This is a genomic window from Actinomadura rubteroloni (assembly GCF_002911665.1).
Lineage (GTDB): Bacteria > Actinomycetota > Actinomycetes > Streptosporangiales > Streptosporangiaceae > Spirillospora > Spirillospora rubteroloni.
In genome coordinates this window covers 545539-564404 of the sequence record NZ_MTBP01000002.1, presented here as the reverse complement: position 1 = coordinate 564404, position 18866 = coordinate 545539, and the positions used below count along the sequence as shown (strand labels likewise).

The 18866-nt window shown below is 73.6% G+C and carries 19 protein-coding genes; 11 read left to right on the top strand and 8 right to left on the bottom strand.

Going from position 1 to position 18866, the window contains the following annotated elements:
* Positions 1–2 precede the first annotated feature (2 nt).
* The gene (locus tag BTM25_RS14070) at positions 3–623 is read left to right on the top strand and encodes an NAD(P)-dependent oxidoreductase (RefSeq protein ID WP_103563358.1); all 621 of its coding nucleotides are present in this window, start codon (positions 3–5) and stop codon (positions 621–623) included.
* Here BTM25_RS14070 and BTM25_RS14065 read toward each other — a convergent pair.
* Genes BTM25_RS14065 through map form a run of 3 tightly spaced genes read right to left on the bottom strand, consistent with a single transcriptional unit; the run spans position 617 to position 3217 of the window.
* Complete coding sequence (locus tag BTM25_RS14065) at positions 617–1636, bottom strand: DNA polymerase ligase N-terminal domain-containing protein (protein ID WP_103563357.1); 1020 nt, start codon at positions 1634–1636, stop codon at positions 617–619. The two genes, BTM25_RS14070 and BTM25_RS14065, sit on opposite strands and share 7 nt — an antisense overlap.
* A gap of 22 nt (positions 1637–1658) precedes the next feature.
* A complete protein-coding gene (locus BTM25_RS14060; RefSeq protein ID WP_103563356.1) occupies positions 1659–2318 on the bottom strand; it encodes a ComEA family DNA-binding protein in 660 nt (219 codons plus the stop codon).
* Between the two features lie 47 nt (positions 2319–2365).
* Positions 2366–3217: a type I methionyl aminopeptidase gene (map, locus tag BTM25_RS14055; protein WP_103563355.1), complete on the bottom strand. Its 852-nt coding sequence runs from the start codon at positions 3215–3217 to the stop codon at positions 2366–2368.
* A 76-nt stretch (positions 3218–3293) separates the two neighbouring features.
* Between map and BTM25_RS14050 the strand changes: the two genes are divergently transcribed.
* Complete coding sequence (locus BTM25_RS14050) at positions 3294–3482, top strand: hypothetical protein (protein ID WP_103563354.1); 189 nt, start codon at positions 3294–3296, stop codon at positions 3480–3482.
* On the opposite strand, the gene BTM25_RS14045 is transcribed toward BTM25_RS14050, so the two are convergent.
* Positions 3479–4078 (bottom strand): hypothetical protein, encoded by a 600-nt coding sequence (locus BTM25_RS14045; RefSeq protein ID WP_103563353.1) that lies wholly within the window; start codon positions 4076–4078, stop codon positions 3479–3481. The two genes, BTM25_RS14050 and BTM25_RS14045, sit on opposite strands and share 4 nt — an antisense overlap.
* Positions 4079–4177: 99 nt before the next feature.
* On the opposite strand from BTM25_RS14045, the gene npdG reads away from it, so the two are divergent.
* The 3 genes from npdG to BTM25_RS14025 all read left to right on the top strand — a co-directional run bounded on the left by npdG (position 4178) and on the right by BTM25_RS14025 (position 6262).
* Positions 4178–4870 (top strand): NADPH-dependent F420 reductase, encoded by a 693-nt coding sequence (gene npdG, locus BTM25_RS14040; protein WP_103563352.1) that lies wholly within the window; start codon positions 4178–4180, stop codon positions 4868–4870.
* Positions 4871–5156: 286 nt separating this feature from the next.
* A complete protein-coding gene (locus BTM25_RS29210; RefSeq protein ID WP_146059057.1) occupies positions 5157–5561 on the top strand; it encodes a hypothetical protein in 405 nt (134 codons plus the stop codon).
* A complete protein-coding gene (locus BTM25_RS14025) occupies positions 5558–6262 on the top strand; it encodes a hypothetical protein (protein WP_103563349.1) in 705 nt (234 codons plus the stop codon). The genes BTM25_RS29210 and BTM25_RS14025 overlap by 4 nt, the downstream gene beginning before the upstream one ends.
* A 1-nt stretch (position 6263) precedes the next feature.
* On the opposite strand, the gene panB is transcribed toward BTM25_RS14025, so the two are convergent.
* Entirely contained in the window at positions 6264–7112 is an 849-nt protein-coding gene (gene panB / locus BTM25_RS14020; protein ID WP_103563348.1) for a 3-methyl-2-oxobutanoate hydroxymethyltransferase, read from the bottom strand.
* 235 nt (positions 7113–7347) lie between these two features.
* Between panB and BTM25_RS14015 the strand changes: the two genes are divergently transcribed.
* A complete protein-coding gene (locus BTM25_RS14015) occupies positions 7348–9471 on the top strand; it encodes a SpoIIE family protein phosphatase (protein WP_235828404.1) in 2124 nt (707 codons plus the stop codon).
* 37 nt (positions 9472–9508) lie between these two features.
* Here BTM25_RS14015 and BTM25_RS14010 read toward each other — a convergent pair whose 3' ends face one another.
* Positions 9509–11299 carry an NAD+ synthase gene (locus BTM25_RS14010; protein ID WP_103563346.1) on the bottom strand — a complete coding sequence of 597 codons (1791 nt, stop codon included), beginning with the start codon at positions 11297–11299 and terminating at the stop codon, positions 9509–9511.
* Between the two features lie 33 nt (positions 11300–11332).
* Positions 11333–12559 (bottom strand): MFS transporter, encoded by a 1227-nt coding sequence (locus tag BTM25_RS14005; protein ID WP_205648113.1) that lies wholly within the window; start codon positions 12557–12559, stop codon positions 11333–11335.
* Between the two features lie 71 nt (positions 12560–12630).
* Between BTM25_RS14005 and BTM25_RS14000 the strand changes: the two genes are divergently transcribed.
* Positions 12631–13599 carry an ArsR/SmtB family transcription factor gene (locus BTM25_RS14000; protein WP_103563345.1) on the top strand — a complete coding sequence of 323 codons (969 nt, stop codon included), beginning with the start codon at positions 12631–12633 and terminating at the stop codon, positions 13597–13599.
* Between the two features lie 4 nt (positions 13600–13603).
* On the opposite strand, the gene BTM25_RS13995 is transcribed toward BTM25_RS14000, so the two are convergent.
* Positions 13604–14608 (bottom strand): terpene synthase family protein, encoded by a 1005-nt coding sequence (locus tag BTM25_RS13995; RefSeq protein WP_235828403.1) that lies wholly within the window; start codon positions 14606–14608, stop codon positions 13604–13606.
* 152 nt (positions 14609–14760) lie between these two features.
* Here BTM25_RS13995 and BTM25_RS13990 point away from each other — a divergent pair, with 152 nt between their 5' ends.
* The 4 genes from BTM25_RS13990 (at position 14761) to glnA (ending at position 18848) form a co-directional block, all read left to right on the top strand.
* Positions 14761–15576, top strand: coding sequence for an ABC transporter substrate-binding protein (locus tag BTM25_RS13990; RefSeq protein ID WP_103563344.1), 816 nt, complete (start codon positions 14761–14763; stop codon positions 15574–15576).
* A gap of 2 nt (positions 15577–15578) precedes the next feature.
* Positions 15579–16406 carry an amino acid ABC transporter permease gene (locus tag BTM25_RS13985; RefSeq protein ID WP_205648112.1) on the top strand — a complete coding sequence of 276 codons (828 nt, stop codon included), beginning with the start codon at positions 15579–15581 and terminating at the stop codon, positions 16404–16406.
* Positions 16403–17206 carry an amino acid ABC transporter ATP-binding protein gene (locus BTM25_RS13980; protein ID WP_103563343.1) on the top strand — a complete coding sequence of 268 codons (804 nt, stop codon included), beginning with the start codon at positions 16403–16405 and terminating at the stop codon, positions 17204–17206. Before BTM25_RS13985 ends, BTM25_RS13980 begins: the two co-directional genes overlap by 4 nt.
* A gap of 280 nt (positions 17207–17486) precedes the next feature.
* Complete coding sequence (gene glnA, locus BTM25_RS13975) at positions 17487–18848, top strand: type I glutamate--ammonia ligase (protein WP_103563342.1); 1362 nt, start codon at positions 17487–17489, stop codon at positions 18846–18848.
* Positions 18849–18866 lie beyond the last annotated feature (18 nt).

Here is an 18866-nt window from a genome sequence, read left to right as displayed (position 1 = left end):
CCATGAAAATCCTGCTGATCGGGTCCACCGGAATGATCGGGTCGCGCATCGCCGCCGAGGCGCGGAGCCGGGGCCACGAGGTCACGGGCGCGACACGGCGCGGCACCGACGGCGTGGTCCTCGACATCGCCGACGAGTCCCGCGTCGCCGACCTGGCCAAGGACAAGGACGCCGTCGTCGTCGCGGTCACCCCGCCCCGCGACGGGACGCCGCCCGCCCCGTACCTGCTCGCCGTGGGCCGCGCGCTGCTCGGCGGCGTGCGCGCGGCGGGCGCCGGACGGCTCGTCGTCGTCGGCGGCGCGGGCAGCCTGGAGGTCGCGCCGGGCCTGCGCCTCGTGGACACCCCCGACTTCCCGGACGTCTACAAGTCCGAAGCCCTCGCCCATGCCGAACTCCTCGACCTCATCCGCGCCGACGCCGCCGACGTGGACTGGACCTACGTCTCGCCCGCCGCCGAGATCGAGCCCGGCGAGCGCACCGGCCACTACCGGCGCGGCGGCGACGAGCTGATCGTGGACGCCGACGGGAACAGCCGCATCAGCGCCGAGGACTTCGCGCTCGCGCTCGTGGACGAACTGGAGACCGTCCAGTCCCACCGGGGGCGCATCACGTTCGCCTACTGACCGGCGGGCAGCAGCCGCCAGTCGGCGGACGCCTTCCCCGGACGGTAAGGGGAATCCAGCCGTTTCGCCACGATCGCGGCGAGCCCTTCCCGGCGCGCGGCGTCCAGCACCGCCGCGCCCGGGTCGTCCGCCCCGGGGAACCGGGGCGCGGTCCGGTGCCGGGCGCCGTCGAGGGCGAGATCGTCCAGCCGCGCCCGGCGCTCGCGGTACGGGACGTCCAGGAGCGGGCGGCCGTCCAGGTGCAGCAGGTCGAAGATCAGGTACAGCTCGGCGCCGGCGACGCGGGCGACCTCGCCGTCCAGCAGGGCCGTCCGGACGCCGAGCGCCCCGCCGAGCGCCGACCCGACCCCCGGCGGGGCCTCGGCCGGACGGCCCCGCGCGTCGGTGCAGCGTGTCCGTCCGCCGCTGATCCGGGCGAGCAGCCGCCGCCCGCCCCAGGCGAACTCGTACGCCCAGGCGTCCTCGTCCTTCGGCAGCCGTTTGCGCTCCTGCGCGAGCATCGGGAGCAGGCCCTCGGGCGGCGGCTCGGCGTCGGGGTCGGTGGGCGGGTCCATCCGGTGGATCATCCAGTTGTCGCCGCGCGTCCGGAACAGCACGTAGCGGCCCTGGACGCGCGTGCCGTGGAAGACGACCTTCACCTCGCGGTCGGTCCACTTCTCGGTCTCGTACGTCCCGCGATCCCACAGCAGGGACTTGCCCGCGCCGTACTCGCCCGCCGGGATCTCGCCCTCGAACGCCGCGTACTCCAGCGGATGGTCCTCGGTGTGGACGGCCAGCCGGTTCTCCCCGGGATCGGACGGCACGCCCTTCGGCACCGCCCACGACACGAGCACCCCGCCGCGCTCCAGCCGCAGGTCCCAGTGCAGGCTGCGCGCGTGGTGCTCCTGGATCACGAACGTGTCGTCGTCGCCGTGGGGGAGCGGCGCCTCGCCCGGGACGGGTTCGGGCGTGCGGCCCGCGTCCCGGCGGCGCCGGTACTCCGCGAGCCGGTCGTCGCCTGCCTTCTTCGTCACGGCCCGGGTCCTACCCGGCGGATCACCGCAGGAACAGGCCGTACTCGGCGACGTCCTCGGTGATCGCGGGCGGCAGCGCGACCACGGCCGCCATCTCCTCCGCCGACATGAACCCGCCCGTCTCGGCCCGGACCCGGGCGATCCGCTCGGCCAGCTCGGCGGTCACGCCCGGCAGCAGCGTCAGCACCTCGGCCGGGGCGTGGTTGACGTCGATGAGCCCGCCGTCCTTGTACTGCCGGGGCAGGTCCGGCCGGCCGATGCGCAGCTCGCGCGCCAGCCGGGGGTCGGACGCCGCCAGCTCCCGCGCCTTGTCGCGCAGGACCCGCTGCCGCCGCACGCGCTCCACGACCACGTCGTTGCCGACCCCGGCGAGCCCGTCGGGGTCGAACACCTGGCGGCGGATCAGGAACGCGTGCGCGCAGCCCACGATCGACAGCAGGAACGTGAACGGGCCGAGCAGCGTCCCCGTCAGGACCATCAGCGCGAACACCGTCCCGTACACCGCCGTGGACACCAGCAGGTGCGCGGTGCGCCGCCACAGCAGCGCCGCCCCGAACGTGAACGGCGTCAGGAAGCCGAGCGACAGGAACGGCAGCGCCGCCCAGGTGACGCTGAGCGCCGCCCGTCCCTCGGACATGCTGTCGGACGGGACGCGCGGCTCGTAGGGCTCCGGAACGTTCACGATGCTCTCCCGGGCGGACGGGGCGGGTGGCCGGGGCGGGTGGCCGGTCAGGGCAGCGTGAGGATCTCGTGTCCGTCGTCGGTCACGACCAGGGTGTGCTCGAACTGCGCGGTGCGGCGGCGGTCCTTGGTGACGACCGTCCAGCCGTCGTCCCACATGTCGTAGTCGAACGAGCCGAGCGTCAGCATCGGCTCGATCGTGAACGTCATGCCCGGCTCGATGAGCTTCGTGGCGCGCGGGTCGTCGTAGTGCGGGACGACGAGCCCGGAGTGGAACGTGGTGCCGATGCCGTGGCCGGTGAAGTCGCGGACGACCCCGTACCCGAACCGCTTGGCGTAGGACTCGATGACGCGCCCGATGACGTTCAGCGCCCGCCCCGGCCGGACCGCCCGGATCCCGCGCATCATCGCCTCGTGCGTGCGCTCCACCAGCAGCCGGGACTCCTCGTCCACGTCGCCGCACAGGAACGTGGCGTCGGTGTCGCCGTGGACGCCGTCCACGAACGCCGTGATGTCGACGTTGACGATGTCGCCGTCGCGCAGCACGGTGTCGTCGGGGATGCCGTGGCAGATGACCTCGTTGATCGAGGTGCACAGCGACTTGGGGTAGCCCCGGTAGCCCAGCGTGGACGGGTAGGCGTCGCGGGCGAGCAGGAACTCGTGGCCGATGACGTCCAGCTCGTCGGTCGTGACGCCGGGCCGGACGTGCCGACCGACCTCCTGGAGCGCCTGCGCCGCGATGCGGCCCGCGACGCGCATCCGCTCGATCGTCTCGGGGGTCTTGACGTCCGGCTCACCGGTTCTGGGAGTCTTCTTCCCGACGTACTCCGGCCGCGGGATGTGCGCGGGCACCTTCCGGAGGGGGGAGACACGGCCGGGCCGGAGAAGGTGCGTCGTCATGGTCTTGGAGTGTAGTCAGCATGGACGGGGCACGAATGGCTGTGTCCGCGTGAGCAACGGCGCGATCGGAGGGCCCATGAACGACCCGAGCGGAGCCGGGGACGGCGACTGGTGGTTCTGCCTGCGGCACATGAAGGTCGAGCACGGGCCGGGGTGCCCGGACAAGGACCGGATGGGCCCCTACGCCACCGAGGCGGCCGCCGCGGACGCGCTGGAGCAGGCGCGCCGCCGCAACGAGTCGTGGAACGCGGCCGACGAGGACTAGTCGCCGACCGTCGGCCCGCTGACGGTCTCCAGCAGCCGCGCGAGGCGGTCGCGCAGGCCGGGCCGCCGCGCCGGCGCGGCCTCCCCGGCGGCGGCGCTGACGAGGTGCTGGGCGCCGTCGAAGGTCAGCATCGGCTGGTCGGCCGGGACGGTCAGCGCCTCGTGCGCGAGCCCGCCGAGTTCCCGGTCGCCCTCGCCGAGGGCGAGGATCGTGGCGCCGGTGCGGCGCGCGTCGTCCACCCGTTCCAGCAGCGGGACGGGCGCCTCCCCGGCGGCGACGACGAACAGCGTCTCGCCGCGCCGGGCCGCCGCCAGCCGCTCCAGCCCGACGCGCAGGTGGGCGGGCGCGTCCGGCGGCGGCGACCAGCGCACGAGCGTGGGGGACAGGCCCGGCAGGTCGCTCAGGCGGCTCTCGTCGTCCAGGTGGGCGGCCAGGTGCCAGGGTTCGCCCGCCGGCGTGCCGACCAGCAGCAGCCCGCCCGGCGTGCGGGCGCTGCCGCGCAGCGCCCGGCCGAACTCGCGGGCGCGGCCGAGCCAGCCGGTGGCCGCCAGCACCTCGCGCAACATCATGACCTGGTCGCCGTCCACGGACCCCATCGTGCCGTACCGGAACGCGCCGTCAGGGTGGTTTCGCGATACCCCGGGCGGCGGGGCCGCCTGTCCCGCCGGTAAGGACGGTTTGGCAGACTCGGGATCATGACTGAGCAGCGCAAGTCCCCCCACGACCTGCCCGACGTGAGCGGCCTGACGATCGGCATCCTCGGCGGCACCGGCGACCAGGGCAAGGGGCTCGCCCGCCGGTTCGCGCTCGCCGGGCACCGGGTGCTCATCGGGTCGCGCCGGCCCGAGCGGGCGCAGGAGGCCGCCGGCGACCTCGGCGGGGACCTGCCGGTGAGCGGGGCGGAGAACGCCGTCGCGGCCCGCGAGTCCGACGTCGTGATCATCGCGGTGCCGTGGGACGGGCACCGCGCGACGCTGGAGTCGGTGCGCGCCGAACTGGCCGGGAAGATCGTCGTGGACTGCGTGAACCCGCTCGGCTTCGAGAAGGGCAAGGGCATGTACGCGCTGCCGGTCGAGGAGGGCAGCGCCGCGCAGCAGGCCGCCGCGCTGCTGCCCGACAGCCGGGTCGTCGCGGCGTTCCACCACGTCTCGGCCGTGCTGCTGCTGGATCCCGAGGTGGACGCGATGGACCTCGACGTCCTGGTCCTCGGCGACGACCGTGACGCGACCGACACTGTTCAGGCGCTCGCGGGCCGCATTCCGGGGATGCGCGGGATCTACGGGGGCAAGCTGCACAACGCTCACCAGGTGGAGGCGTTCACCGCCAACCTCATCTCCATCAACCGCCGCTACAAGGCGCACGCCGGACTGCGCGTGACGGACGTCTGATCCCGCGCCGACCGGACGCAGGCGTGGTTCACTGGTGTTTGCCGCGTTTGTCGCCTTTCGTTCATGCGAAGGAAGGGGGAGTCCGTCCGTGCGTCACGGGGAAGTAACGGGAGCGCCAGCGGACTTCCACGCGTCAGAGTGGTGGTGTGGACAGGGACGCGTTCTCCGCGTCCGGCGACGCCGCCCCGGTCGCGGATCCGGGGATCCCATCGGTGTTCCGCCGCCCACCGGCCGCCGTCGCGGCCTACGATCGACCGGTCGGACAGGGACAGGGGACAGGTGACCCATGAGGCATAACCATTCGGCGGATCCGTGGAGCGCGTTCCTCGCGCCGCGGCGGCGCGGCGAGGGGCTCGCGTCGGGAGCCACCGGTGTCTCGCGGTCCGAGCCGGGCGAACCGGGCGGTCCGCGCGGCGAGGGCGGCGAGTCCGACGCGTCGGGCGGTTCGCGCCCGAGGCCGGAGGACCCCGACCCCGCACAATCGCGCCGCCGGGTGCTGGACCAGCTCGCGTCCGGCCACGGCGCGCAGACCTTCGCCGAGATCTGCCGGGGCACCGGCCTGCGCCTGCTGGACGTCGCCGACGCGGTCGAGCGGCTGCGCGACGACGGCATGGTGGCGGTCGAGCACGCGGGCGGCCCGGCCACCGCGGACGAGGTCGTCCGGATCGTGCGGGGCCGCGCCGCGGGATGACCGGCTATCTCGTCACGATCTCGCTGAGCTGCCTGGTCGGCGTCGCCGAACTGGTCAGCCGCTACCGGGACCGTCCCGTCGCGCTGCTGCGCGTCGTGAGCACCTGGGTCTACGTCCTGATCAACGGCGGCGCCGGGGCCGCGTCGCTGCTGCTCATGCGCACCTACGGCTGGAAGTTCGGCGTCCACTCGCCGTCGGTCGTCGGCGCCACGCAGGTGCTCGTCGCGAGCCTCGGCTCGATGATGGTGTTCCGCAGCGCGGTGTTCACCGTCCGGGTCGGGGACGAGGACGTCGCCGTCGGCCCGAGCACGCTGCTGACGTCGCTGCTGGCCGCCGCCGACCGGGGCGTGGACCGGATGCAGGCCAGCACGCGCGCCGAGGTCGCCGGGCAGATCATGCGGGGCGTCTCGTTCGCGCTGGCGCAGCTCGCGCTGCCGACGTACTGCCTCGGCCTGCTCCAGAACGTGTCCGCCGAGGACCAGCAGGCCCTGCGGACGGCCGTGGACGCCCTGGCCGGCAGCGACATGACCGACCGGCAGAAGGCGCTGAACCTCGGCCTGCTGCTGATGAACATCGCCGGGCCGGACGTGCTGCGCGCCGCCGTCCGGACCCTGGCCGAGGAGATCAAGAGAACGCCCGAGGTCCCCGAGCCCCGGGAGGGGGAGCTGCCCGCCGGACAGCTCCCCGCGCCCGCGCCCTGAATCAGTGGTAGGAGTGCTCGGGGCCGGGGAACGTCCCGCCCACGACCTCGCGCGCGTACTCGGTGGCGGCGGCGCCGAGCACCGCGTCCACGTCGGCGAACTTCTTGACGAACTTGGCGGTGCGCGGCGTCAGCCCGGCCATGTCCTGCCAGACGAGGACCTGCGCGTCGGTGCCCGCGCCCGCCCCGATCCCGATCGTCGGGATCGACAGCGCGGCGGTGACCTCCCGCGCGACCTCCTCGGGCACGCACTCCAGGACGACCGAGAACGCGCCCGCCGCCTCCAGCGCCTTGGCGTCCGACATCAGCTCGGCGGCGGACTCGCCGCGCCCCTGGACGCGGTAGCCGCCGAAGACGTTGACGGACTGCGGGGTCAGGCCGAGGTGCCCCATCACGGGGATCCCGGCCGCGACCATCGCCTCGATCTGCGGGGCGACGCGCCGGCCGCCCTCCAGCTTGACGGCGTGCGCGCCGCCCTCCTTGAGGAACCGCGCGGCGTTCGTCAGCGCCGTCGGGACGTCGGCCTGGTAGGAGCCGAAGGGGAGGTCCGCGACGACGAGCGCCCGCTGCGACCCCCGTACGACGGCGGCGGTGAGCGGGATCAGGTCGTCCACGGTGACCGGGATGGTGGAGTCGTAGCCGTAGACGACCATCGCGGCCGAGTCCCCGACGAGCAGGACGGGGATGCCCGCCGCGTCGAACACGCGGGCGGTCTGCGCGTCGTAGGCGGTGAGCATGGGCCACTTCTCGCCCCGCTGCTTGGCGAGGGCGATGTCGCGGACGGTGACGCGCCGTCCGCCCGTCCCGCCGTAGAGCGCGGACGGCTGGCCGGTGCCGATTGCAGAAGACATGAAGATACCTCCGGTCTTGAGGCGCCACGGTGGCGTACCCAGACCTGAACGATCGTGCCACTAACAGAACGATTCGGGTACCCCCGTCGATTCCAGGAAGACAACGTGGGGGTTCGCAAAAGGCCGTAAACGCGCGCTTCCAGGGCGGTAAGCGTGGTCTTCTCCCCTCCGCCCGTCAGATGCTCCATACTGACGCGGAGGACAGGTCCGACGACTGGCTGTGGGAGCGCGTCAGGTGAAATCCGTCATGGCCCCGCGCGGCGATGCGCCCACCGACGACTCGGCCTCGCGGACGCTCGTGCTGGGCGTCGACGGCGAGCGCCGGATCGTCCAGTGCGGCCCGAACGCCGAGCAGGTGGTCGGGCGCAGACCGGCGGAGCTGATCGGCCGCCCGGCGGCCGACCTGGTCGACGGGGACGCCAAGGCCGATCTGGAAGCCCTGCTGGAGGGCATCACCGCGCGCCAGGAGCGCACCGCCGTCCTGTCCGTGCGGCGCGGGGAGGCGGGCACGACCGACGCGGTCGTCACCGCGCAGCCGATGGTCGCCGAGGACTCCGCCGGAGCGCCGTCGGGGCTGCTGTTCGTCCGGGTCGCGCTGCCGCCGAGCGAGCGCTACCAGGACCCGGCGCGCATGCGCCGCGCGCTGATGGACGACCAGCTCACCCGGTTCGGCGCCTCGCTCGACCTCGACCAGAGCGCACGCGGGCTCGTGGACGTCGTCGTCCCGCACTACTGCACCTACGCCGAGGTCCTGGTCCTGGAGAGCCTGGTCGCGGCCGACGAGGTCCACGCCGAGAGCGGTGCGGCGGTGCTGCGGCGCCTCGCGGTCACGTCCGACGACGGCAACGAACTGTGGACCGCGACATTCCCGGAAGGGGAGGTTCTGGTCTTTCCGGACGGGACGCCCTACCGGGACGTGCTGGAGACCGCGCGGCCCGTCCACCTGCCCGTCCTGGACGCCGACGCGGCCCGCGAGATCGCCGGACGGTGGCGCCGCGCCCCGGCCGAGGAACTGCTGACCGGCGTGTCGATGGTCCTGCTGCCGCTCGTCGCGCGGGACACCCTGCTCGGCTTCATCGCCTGCTCCCGCATCCCGGGCTTCCGCCGGTTCGACGCCTACGACGTCGAGATCGGCATGGAGTTCGCCAACCGCGCCGCGATCGTGGTCGACAACGCGCGCCGGTTCAGCCGCGAGCGCGCCACCGCGCTCGCGCTCCAGCGCAGCCTGCTGCCGACCGGGCTGTCGGCGCCGTCGCCGGTCGAGGTCCGGCACCGCTACCTGCCGGGCAGCAAGCTGGTCGAGGTCGGCGGCGACTGGTACGAGTCGATCGCGCTGCCGGGCGCGCGGGTCGCGCTGATCGTCGGGGACGTCGCGGGCCACGGCGTGAAGGCCGCCGTCACGATGGGACGGCTCCGCACGGCCCTGCACACGCTCGCGAACCTGGAACTCCCCCCGGCCGACGCGCTGCACGTCATGCATGAGCTGATGATCGAGCTGGGCGAGCAGGAGCCGCACTTCGCGACGTGCCTGTACGCGGTGTACGACGCGACGTCGGGGACGCTGGAGATCGCCTCGGCGGGCCATCTGCCGCCGCTGCTGGTCGCGCCGGACGGCACCAACGAGTACCTGACGATCCCGCCCGCGCCGCCGCTCGGCGTGGCGGGCGGCGCGGCGATCGAGAGCCGCGAGTTCGCGGTCGAGGACGGCAGCGTCTTCGTCATCTACACCGACGGCCTGGTGGAGAACCGGGGCCGCGACATCGACGACGGCCTGGCCCGGCTCCAGAGCGTCTTCGGTGTGGACACCGCGACGCGGCCGATGGAGGAGATGGCCAAGGCGATCCTCGCGGGCGTCTACGCCGACCAGCACCGCGACGACATCGCCGTGCTGATCTCGCGGCTGCGGCGCCTGCCCGAGGACCGGTTCGCGTCGTGGGTCGTCCCGTCGGAGCCGGCGGCGGTGCGCCGGGCGCGCGGGTTCGTCCGGACGCAGCTCGACGCGTGGGGCCTGTCGGACCTCGTCTACAGCACCGAGCTGCTGGCCACCGAGCTGATCACGAACGCGATGCGGTACGCCAAGGACGCCAAGGGCCCGATCGAGTTGCGGCTGCTCTACGAGCGGTCGCTCGTCTGCGAGGTGCTGGACGGGTCGGCGGCGCTGCCCCGGCTCCGGCACGCCGACGACGACGAGGAGGGCGGGCGCGGCCTGCTCGTGGTGAGCCAGCTCGCCGACCGGTGGGGCACGCGCCGGACGGCGGCGGGCAAGGTCGTGTGGTGCGAGCAGGCGGTGCCGGGGCAGGACGAGAAGGACGACGAGCCCGTCCCGTCCTGGCCCGGGGAGAACCACCACCGCGAGTAGCGGGGCACTGCCGGGTCACTGCCGCGTCACTGCCGCGTCACTGCTCCGACGGCTCCCGCCACCGGTTGGTGATGGGGAGCCGCCGGTCGCGGCCGAAGTTCTTCGCCGTGATCTTCGGCCCCGGCGGGTACTGGCGGCGCTTGTACTCCGCGAGGTCCACCAGCCGGATGATCCTGTCGACCAGCTCCGGGTCGTGCCCGGCGTCGATGAGCGCGTCGTGGCCGAGGTCGCGTTCGACGTAGTCCACGAGCAGCGGGTCCAGCTCGTCGTAGGGCGGCAGGCTGTCGACGTCGCGCTGGCCGGGCCGCAGCTCCGCCGACGGCTCCTTGACGATGATCTCGTCCGGGATCGGCTCGTCGGGGAACGGGTGCAGGAACGGCACGTCCGACCCGACGGCGGTGTTCCGCCACCGCGCGAGCGCCCACACGCTGGTCTTGACGAGGTCCTTGATCGGCGCGAAGCCGCCCGCCGAGTCGCCGTAGAGCGTGGAGTAGCCGGTCGCCAGCTCGCTCTTATTGCCGCCGGTGAGGACGAGGTGGCCGTGCTCGTTGGACAGGCCCATCCAGACGTTCGCGCGGATGCGGGCCTGGAGGTTCTCGGCGGCCAGGCCGTGCAGGTCGAGTTGCTCCTCGAACGCCGCGACCATGTCGGCGATCGCGACCGTCCGGGCGTTGAGGCCCTGCCGCTTGACCAGTTCCTCGGCGTCGCTCACCGAGTGCGAGGTGGAGTAGCGGCTCGGCAGCAGGACGACGTGGACGTTCTCCGGCCCGATCGCGTCGGCGGCGATCGTCGCGACGAGCGCCGAGTCGATCCCGCCGGACAGGCCGAGGATCACCGAGCGGAAGCCGTTCTTGCGGACGTAGTCGCGGGTGCCGGTCACGAGCGCGCCGTAGATCTCGGCGGGGTCGTCCAGCGGCTCGAAGACCTCGGCGGGCTCGGGGCCGGCGGCGGCGGGCGCGGCGGCGTCCAGGGCGTACCGGTCGATGGTGATCGTCGTGCCGTCGCTGTCGTCGTGGGACGTCGCGGGCGTGCCGTCGGACGCGGCGGGCAGGTCCAGGTCGGTGACGAGCAGGTGCTCGACGAACTGGGGCGCGCGGGCCAGCAGCGCGCCGTCGGGGCCGACGACGACCGAGTCGCCGTCGAAGACCAGCTCGTCCTGGCCGCCGACCGCGTTGACGTAGGCGAGCGCGCAGCCCGCCTCGCGCGCCCGCTTCGCGCACAGGTCGAGCCGGACGTCGTCCTTGTTCCGCTCGTACGGCGAGGCGTTGAGGGCCAGCAGCAGGCCCGCGCGGGCGGCCCCGGCGGCGCTCGCCGGGCCGCCGTCCTGCCAGAGGTCCTCGCAGACGATCGTGGCGACGTCCACGCCGTGCAGCCGCACGACCGGGAGCCGGTCGCCCGGGACGAAGATGCGGTACTCGTCGAACACGCCGTAGTTCGGCAGGTGGTGCTTGGCGGACCGCACCGCGACCTCGCCCCGGTGCAGCCACGCGGCGGCGTTGAGCGGCGCCCCGGCGGGCTGGCCGAGGCGTCCGCCGGTGGCGTCGGCGCGGCGGTCCAGGTAGCCGGTGACGACGGGCAGCTCGCCGAGCCCCTCGTCGGCGAGCCGCCGCGCGACCCGCTCCAGCGCCCGCCGGGACGCCGTGACGAACGACCCGCGCAGCGCCAGGTCCTCGACGGGGTAGCCGGTGAGCATCATCTCGGGGAACAGGACGAGGTGGGCGCCGCGGTCGGCGGCGCGCCGCGCCCATTCCACGATGAGGCGGGCGTTGCCGTCGAGGTCGCCGACGGTCGGGTTCACCTGCGCGAGAGCGATCCTGAGCTGAGGCACACGATCAGCCTAGATCACCGGCCCCCGGTATCGTCAAACTGACGAGAAGTGGCGGCGGCGGATCGCCGGGGCGAGCGCGAGCTGGCCGAGCGCGGCGGCCAGGCCGAGGCCCCCGGACGTCAGCCACAGCACGGGCGCGCCGAGGCCGAGGAGCTGGGTGCCGCCGAGCGGCGCGACCAGGTACCCGCCCGCCCACGCGACGCCGTACGCGGCGTTGTACCGGCCGCGCAGGTGCGGCGGGGCGAGGTCGGCGACGACGGCCTGGAGGACGGCCGAGGACACGATCTCCCCGCACGTCCACAGCAGCACGGTGACGATGTAGCCGGGCAGCGAGTCGACGAGCGCGGTCAGCCCGATCCCGACCCCGGCGAGCGCGTTCCCGGCGACCAGCACGCGGGAGTGGTCACGGCGGGCCAGCCAGGTGTTCACCACCGGCTGCACGACGACGATCAGGACGCCGTTCGCCGCGACGGCCGCTCCGTACGCGCCGGGGCCGAGACCGTCCGCCCGCATCGCCAGCGGCATCGTCGTCATGCTCTGGAGGATGACGAACACGTAGATCGCGGAGAGCCCGACGTAGGCCACCAGGACGCGGTCGCGCAGCACGTCGGCGAAGCCGCCGCCCGCGTCGTCGCGGGTCCGCTCCGGACGGGTCTCCGGGACGGCCCGCCACACCAGCAGCCCGTACGCCGCGCAGGTGAGCGCGTCGATCCAGAACAGCAGCAGGTACCCGTGCGCGGCCAGCACGCCGCCGAGGACCATCGCGGTCGCGAAGCCGAGGTTGACGGCCCAGAACAGCAGCCCGAACGCGCGCGGCCGGTCGTGCGGCCCGATGACGTCGGCGACGACGGCCGCCGACGCGGGCCGGTGCATGTCGAGGAAGAACCCGCAGGCCAGCGCCGCCGCGATGATCGACGGGATGCCGTCCGCGTACCCGACGGCCAGCATCGCCGCGCCCGCGCCGACCGTCCCGCCCGTCAGCGTGACGCGGCGGCCGACGCGGTCGGCGAGGTAGCCGCCCGCGAGCTGCCCGGCGAGCGACCCGGCGCCCAGCACGGCGACGACCGCGCCCGCCGCGCCGACCGACAGGCCGCGCGCGGTGACGAGGTAGAGCCCGAGGAACGGCTCGACCATCGTGCCGAGCCGGTTGATCAGGGTCCCGGCCCACAGCACCCAGAAGACGCGCGGGAGGCCGCCGATCCGGGGCGCGAGGAACGCGGCGAACCGGCCGGGAGGGGCGGGGGAGTCGAGGGAGGCCACGTCCGCGATCCTGCGGGGCGGCCGGGTTCCCGCCCAACTGATTTAGCCTGGACTGAAAGGAGGAGGCCGGGGTGATCGAGTTCGGTTTCGCGCCGGGGGACGTGGCGCGCGTCCGGTTCGCGTTCTCCCCGCTCTGGGAGGCCGTGCGGAGCCTGCGCGTGCTCGCCGACCCGTCCGGGCACGCCCTGCACCTGCCGTGGGTCCGGACGGTCGCGCCGAAGCTGCGCGGCCTGGACCTCGCGCCGCTGCGCGCCCTGATCCCGCCGGCCGGGTACATCCCCGACTTCCTCACCCCGCCGCCGGGGAGCCCGCTGCCCGACTTCGCGGCCGAGCTGGCGCGGGTCGCCGCGACGCCGCCCGCGACCGTCGCCGAGGAGATCGGCGAGTTGGAGCCCGTCCGGGCGGCGCGGGCCGCCCGCGCCGCGCTCGCCGCCGACCCCGCCGCGACGCTCGACCGCGTCACCGGGCTGCTGGAGCGGTACTGGGAGATCGCGCTCGCGCCGTCCTGGGAGCGCGTCCGGGACCTGCTGGAGGGCGACGTCCTGCGCCGCACCCAGGCGCTCGGCGTGCGCGGCGCCGAGGGCGTGTTCGCCGACCTGCACCCCGGCGTCGCGTGGCGCGACGGCGTCCTCACCGTGGACCGCGAGTGGGACTACCGCGTCCCGCTGCTCGGCCGGGGCCTGCTGCTCGTGCCGAGCGCGTTCGTCTGGCCGCAGGTGTCGGTCATGATCCCGCCCTACCAGCCGATGCTCAGCTACCCGCCGGTCGGCGTCGGGACGCTCTGGGAGACCGCCCCCGCCGCGCCGCCGGACGCGCTCGCCGCGCTGATCGGCCGGGGCCGCGCGGCCGTCCTCGCGGCGATCGCGACGCCCGCCGCGACGACCGACATCGCGCGCCGGCTCGGCGTGACGCCCGGCGCGGTCAGCCAGCACCTCGGCGTCCTGCGCGCCTGCGGGCTCGTCACCGGGCACCGGCTCGGCCGCCGCGTCCTGTACGCGCGGACGGCGGCGGGCGACGCGCTCGCGGCGGCCGGGGACTGAGCCGTCAGAGCGCGACGGACGACAGGTCCGCCCAGAGGTGGTCCAGGTACCGGCCGGACTCGCCGAGCCAGTCCAGATGCGCGCGGGGCGCCTCGCGCAGGACGCGGGCGACGCGCTCCACGGCGGCGCGGTCCTCCGGCGCGCAGTCCACGGCGTCCAGCGTGCCGGGCATGCCGCGCGCGGCCCGCGCGACCTGCTCGGTCCGCGCCTCGATGCGGTCGGCGACGGCCGCGCCCGCCTCCTGCGGGCCGAGCCCGTACGCGGCCGACAGGACGGTCAGGAGGTTGTGGACGTCGCCGTCCTTGGTCTCGCGCGGATAGGACGCGACGTCGTTGCACCAGGCCATGACGTCGGCCGTGCCCTCGATCAGCGTCGTCCAGCACGGCGTGCCGAGCACCGGGCGCGGCAGCTCCACGCCGAGCACCGGCTCGATCAGGTCGAACAGGAACGGAGCCGCCGCGCGCCGCCGCAGCTTCGGGTACGCGCGCGGCGTGGGCAGGTCGCCCATCCGGCGGTCGACGGCCTCCTGCGCGCAGCCCGTCCGGTGGTCCTCCAGATGGGACACGAAGCGGCGCCGCCACGTCCGGCTCATCTGCGGGCCGGTCTCCCGCCACAGCTCGGCCAGCGACTCCTCCAGCGGGCGCGCACCGGGCCGGGCCGCGCCGCGCCGCAGCGCGCCGAGCAGGTCGGCGTAGAGCGAGTGCACCGCGTTGGCGCTGCGGCCGACGGGATCGGTGTCGGTGAGGTCGTCCAGGGCGAACGCCCAGACCGTCCAGCGCGCGAACAGTTCGACGCGGTCGGCGGGCGCGGCCGGGAACAGCCGGACGGCCAGCCGTTCGCAGCGCGCCAGCGGCCGGACGCCCGCGCCGAGCCCCCGGGCGCGCGTCCAGTCCTCCAGGCGCTCGGCCAGGGCGTGCGCGTCGGCGCGCGGGACCACCGGACCGGCCGGTGCGGTCACGCGGTCGCCGAGCGAGTGCAGCAAGGAGGAGACGTCCACAATGTTGATCATGGTAAGGAGCGGTCGTGGACCGGCGCCGCGATCGCCACGTCAAGTTCCGGGAAAGGGAACGGGGGACGGGCGGCTCCGCGCCCCCGCCCTTCGCCTCCGGCCACGGACCGTGGCAGAGTGCGTTGATCTTCGTGATCCGAAGGAGGCTCCCTATGCCCGGACGCAGACCCGTCCGCACCGCGCTCGGCGCGGCCCTCACCGCGCTGGCCCTGGCCGCCGGGGCAACCGCCTGCGGCGGCGACGACTCCGCCACCGTCCAGGGCGCGCACCTCGTCAAGAAGGGCGCGCTCACCACCTGCACGCACCTGCCGTATCCGCCGTTCCAGTCCGAGCAGGGCGGCAAGGTCGTCGGGTTCGACGTCGACCTGATCGACCTCGTCGCGAAGAAGCTGGGCGTGACGCAGAAGATCGTGGACACGCCGTTCGAGACGATCAAGACCGGCTCGGCGCTCAACGCCGGCAAGTGCGACCTCGCGGCGGCGGGCATGACGATCAAGCCGGACCGCGCCCGGTTCCTCACCTTCAGCACGCCGTACTTCACCGCGACGCAGGCGCTGATGGGCAAGAAGGGCCAGCGGTACGGGACGCTCGCGGAGGTGAAGGACGCGGGCGTGAAGGTCGGCTCCCAGGCGTCCACGACGGGCGAGGAGTACGCGCGCTCGCAGAAGCTCGACACGGTCTCGTTCAAGGACTCGGCGTCGCTGCTCAACGGCCTGCGCACCGGCCGCGTCAACGTGATCATCGAGGACTACCCGGTGATCCAGGGCTGGCTGAAGGACCCCGCCAACGCCGCCTACGGACTGGACGGCAACTACGACACGGGCGAGAAGTACGGGTTCGCCGTCCGCAAGGACCAGAACCCCGGCCTCGTGAAGATCATCGACCAGGTGATCGCGACGGCCCGCGCCGACGGCTCCTACCGGCGGATCTACGAGAAGTGGATCGGCCCGATGCCCGCGGGGAGCTGACCGTGGCCACCGGACCCACCGCGGCCCTGCGCGCGGGCGCGGCGCGGCGCCGTCGCCGCCGGCTCGTGCGCGGCGCCGAGTACGCCGCGTTCGCCGCCGTCATCGCGCTGCTCGCCGTCCTCGCCGACTGGAACTCGCTGCGGACGAACTTCTTCAACACCGACGTCATCGGCGGCCTGTTCCCCGACATCATCACCGTCGGGCTGCGCAACACCGTCCTCTACACGGCGATCGGGTTCGTCCTCGGCCTGGCCGCCGGGCTGCTCATCGCGCTGATGCGGCTGTCGTCGGTGCTCCCGTACCGCTGGTTCGCCGTCGCGTACGTCGAGGTGTTCCGGGGCCTGCCCGCCCTGCTGATCTTCATCTTCGTCGGCGTCGGCGTCCCGCTGGCCTTCCCCGGGACGAACCTGCCGGGCGGCGTCTACGGGCAGGCCGGGCTCGCGCTCGCGCTCGTCTCGGCCGCCTACATGGCCGAGACGATCCGGGCGGGCATCGAGGCCGTCCCGCGCGGCCAGATGGAGGCGGCGCGCTCGCTCGGCATGTCGCACGGACGCGCGATGCGGACGATCATCATCCCGCAGGCGCTCCGGACGGTGATCCCGCCGCTCACCAACGAACTCGTCCTCCTGTTCAAGGACTCGTCGCTGGCGCTGTTCATCGGCGTGTCCCTCGGCCAGCGGGAACTCGCCAAGTTCGGGCAGGACCTCGCGAGCGAGAAGGGCAACACCACCCCGATCGTCGTCGCCGGACTCTGCTACCTGCTCATCACGATCCCGCTGGGCCACCTCGCCCGGCGGCTGGAGACACGGCGGCGCGGGGAGGCGCGATGAACGCGATCGAGATCACCGGGCTGCGCAAGGCGTTCGGGGACGAGGAGGTCCTGCGCGGGATCGACCTGACCGTCGCGGCGGGGGAGGTGGTGTGCGTCATCGGCCCGTCCGGATCGGGCAAGTCGACGCTGCTGCGCTGCGTGAACCTGCTGGAGGAGCCGACGGCCGGGACGATCCTGGTCGACGGCGCCGAGATCACCGACCCCGACGCCGACCTCGACGCGCTCCGGCGCGGCATCGGCATGGTCTTCCAGCAGTTCAACCTCTTCCCGCACCTCACCGCCCTGGAGAACGTGATGGTCGCGCCGATGAAGGTTCTGCGGCGATCACGTGACGAAGCGGAGCGCATCGCACGCGAACATCTCGCCCGCGTCGGGCTCGCCGACCGCGCGGACGCGTTCCCGCGGCGGCTGTCGGGCGGCCAGCAGCAGCGCGTCGCGATCGCGCGGGCGCTCGCGATGGGCCCCGACGTCATGCTGTTCGACGAGCCCACGTCCGCGCTGGACCCCGAACTCGTCGGCGACGTCCTCGGCGTCATGCGCAAGCTCGCCGAAGCGGGGATGACCATGCTCGTCGTCACCCACGAGATGAGCTTCGCCCGCGAGGTCGCCGACCGCGTCGTGTTCCTGGACGGCGGCGTCATCGTGGAGTCCGGACCCGCCGCGCAGGTCATCGCCGAGCCCCGGATGCCGCGCACCCGCGAGTTCCTAGCCCGCGTCCTGGACCCCGCGTCGGCGGTGGATCCGGGACGCGCGTCCGACTCGTCCGCTGACAGCGGAACCGGCCTCGGTAAGGGGTAGCGCACCCGTCCGCCGGTGTGGCGCGGGCCGTTCGTATGGCAAAGTTTGTCCTAGTCGCGCCCGGGTTGCGCACCGCGTCCCGCGGGGCGGGTCCGGGCCGCCGGAACGGACGTAACGTCGCGGTAACAGCGGCGGGGCATACTGCAAGCGAGGCGTACCTGTCGGCACCAGCGCCACGTCATCGGGGGTCCCGGCCCCGCGTTAGGCCCGGAGGCCGCGCGGGAAGGGGCCGGGGGACCGGTGAGCGCCGGCCGGCACCGCACCACCGAGGGAGAAGGCATTGGACCGTCAGCAGGAGTTCGTGCTCCGCACGCTGGAGGAGCGCGACATCCGCTTCATCCGGCTGTGGTTCACCGACGTTCTCGGCTTCCTGAAGTCCGTCGCCGTCGCACCCGCGGAACTGGAGGGCGCCTTCGGCGAGGGCATCGGGTTCGACGGGTCGGCGATCGAGGGCTTCGCGCGCGTCTACGAGGCCGACATGATCGCCAAGCCGGACCCGTCGACGTTCCAGGTCCTGCCCTGGCGCAGCGAGAGCCCCGGCGTCGCCCGCATGTTCTGCGACATCCTCATGCCGGACGGCACGCCGAGCTTCGCCGACCCCCGGTTCGTGCTGAAGCGGACGCTCGCCCGCGCCGCCGACCTCGGCTTCACCTTCTACACCCACCCCGAGGTCGAGTTCTTCCTCCTGTCGGACCGGCCCGAGGACGGCCGTGAGCCCACCCCGGTGGACTCGGGCGGCTACTTCGACCACACCCCGCACAGCTCCGCCCACGACTTCCGGCGCAACGCGATCACGATGCTGGAGGCCATGGGCATCTCGGTGGAGTTCAGCCACCACGAGGGCGCGCCCGGCCAGCAGGAGATCGACCTGCGCTACGCCGACGCCCTCACCACCGCCGACAACATCATGACGTTCCGGCTCGTCATGAAGGAGGTCGCGCTCGAACAGGGCGTGTACGCCTCGTTCATGCCGAAGCCGTTCACCGAGCACCCCGGCTCGGGCATGCACACCCACCTGTCGCTGTTCGAGGGCGACCGCAACGCCTTCTACGAGCCCGGCGCGGAGTTCCAGCTCTCCAAGGTCGGCCGCGCGTTCATCGCGGGCCTGCTGCGGCACTCCGCCGAGATCACGGCCGTCTGCAACCAGTGGGTGAACTCCTACAAGCGGCTGTGGGGCGGCGTCGGGTCCACGGCGGGCGCGGGCGGCGAGGCGCCGTCCTACATCTGCTGGGGGCACAACAACCGGTCCGCGCTCGTGCGCGTCCCGATGTACAAGCCGCACAAGGGCCACGCGACGCGCGTCGAGTTCCGCTCCCTCGACACCGCCGCCAACCCCTACCTCGCGTTCGCGGCCATGCTCGGCGCCGGGCTGAAGGGCATCGAGGAGGGCTACGAGCTGCCGCCGGGCGCCGAGGACGACGTCTGGGCGCTCACCCCGGCCGAGCGCCGCGCGCTCGGCATCGAGCCGCTCCCGCAGGACCTGGACGACGCCATCCACGCGATGGAGCACAGCGAGCTGATGGCCGACGTGCTCGGCGAGCACGTCTTCGACTTCTTCCTCCGCAACAAGCGGCAGGAGTGGGAGGAGTACCGGCGCGAGGTGACCCAGTTCGAGCGCAAGCGGCTGATCAGCATCCTGTGACGGCGCGGCCGGAACGGG